Genomic DNA, 998 nt, shown 5'->3' with positions numbered 1-998 from the left:
AACTTGGCACGTGATTCTGGTTTTCCTATAGCTGATATAGCTACATCCAATTCCTTCTTAAATGATCCCATCTTAGCCTGGAACTTTAGGCCAGGCTCTATATCAAGTTCATCTACCATTTGAATGGCGCTGTTAATCACCTTATTCATACAGCCATAAGAGACTAGTAAATTTTTAGCGTAGTTTAGTTCTTCTCTACTTACAAAAGATCTTCTTTTCATTTTAGCCCCCAAGCTATTACATATATTTCAACGGGATAGAACCATTAATTCCCCATTAGTATAACATTAAATACCATATTATAACAGTTGTTTGTGTATGATTTTTTAACTTTCTTTGTTTATATGACATGATGGTTCTGGAGAGCCTCGGAAGATTAAACCCATTGTGTTCGTGCGTATGATCCTTAAACCAAATGGTTAATTAAATGAATGATCTAAAGATCGTCATTGAATATTTAGGGCAAATGCAAGCTGAGAGCGCCTCTATGCTTATGATTGGACACAACCCGGTATATATGTCTAAATAGACTAAATTAGCTCACATAGCTCTACTGAGTGGCTTTTTGAGTTAACAAGCAAAAAAAGAACTATTACTATTTCTTTGCTCTCCAAGATCGTGCGTAACCCTCCTAACTGTTTAATTTCTAGACACAATTTAATAATAATATTTTTATTGATCTTATTAAGATCTTTTTTAAGATCTTATTAGGGTGTTGATAACCTCTCTATGTCATTATAATTCAGTGAGTTAGGATTTCGTTTAAGATCATCTAGGACGAAACACTATTACATTTAGGAAGATTTGAAGATCGCTTAGGACGACTTACCGTGCCATCTAGGACGTTTTCGGCTGTGGATAAGTCTGTATAAGTATGTATAAGGTTGATTTGCTTACTTGCTGGCACATTTAAGCCTACAATGTTACATTTGGTACAATTTCTTATTGTGTGTATCAGTATCATGACCGAGAACAACAGCAAAAACGATCTTACTGTT

At 34.6% G+C, this 998-nt stretch carries 1 protein-coding gene; it reads right to left on the bottom strand.

Annotation, left to right across the window (positions count from 1 at the left end):
* Positions 1-221, bottom strand: a 221-nt coding sequence (locus IQR33_RS18910; RefSeq protein ID WP_193843928.1) for a hypothetical protein, incomplete at its 3' end; no start/stop codon positions are given.
* Between the last annotated feature and the right edge of the window lie 777 nt (positions 222-998).

Source organism: Vibrio sp. OPT46 (genome assembly GCF_015163535.1).
Classification (GTDB): Bacteria; Pseudomonadota; Gammaproteobacteria; order Enterobacterales; family Vibrionaceae; genus Vibrio; species Vibrio alginolyticus.
The sequence above is the reverse complement of the archived record's forward strand: the minus strand, read 5'-3'. Positions and strand labels throughout refer to the sequence as shown.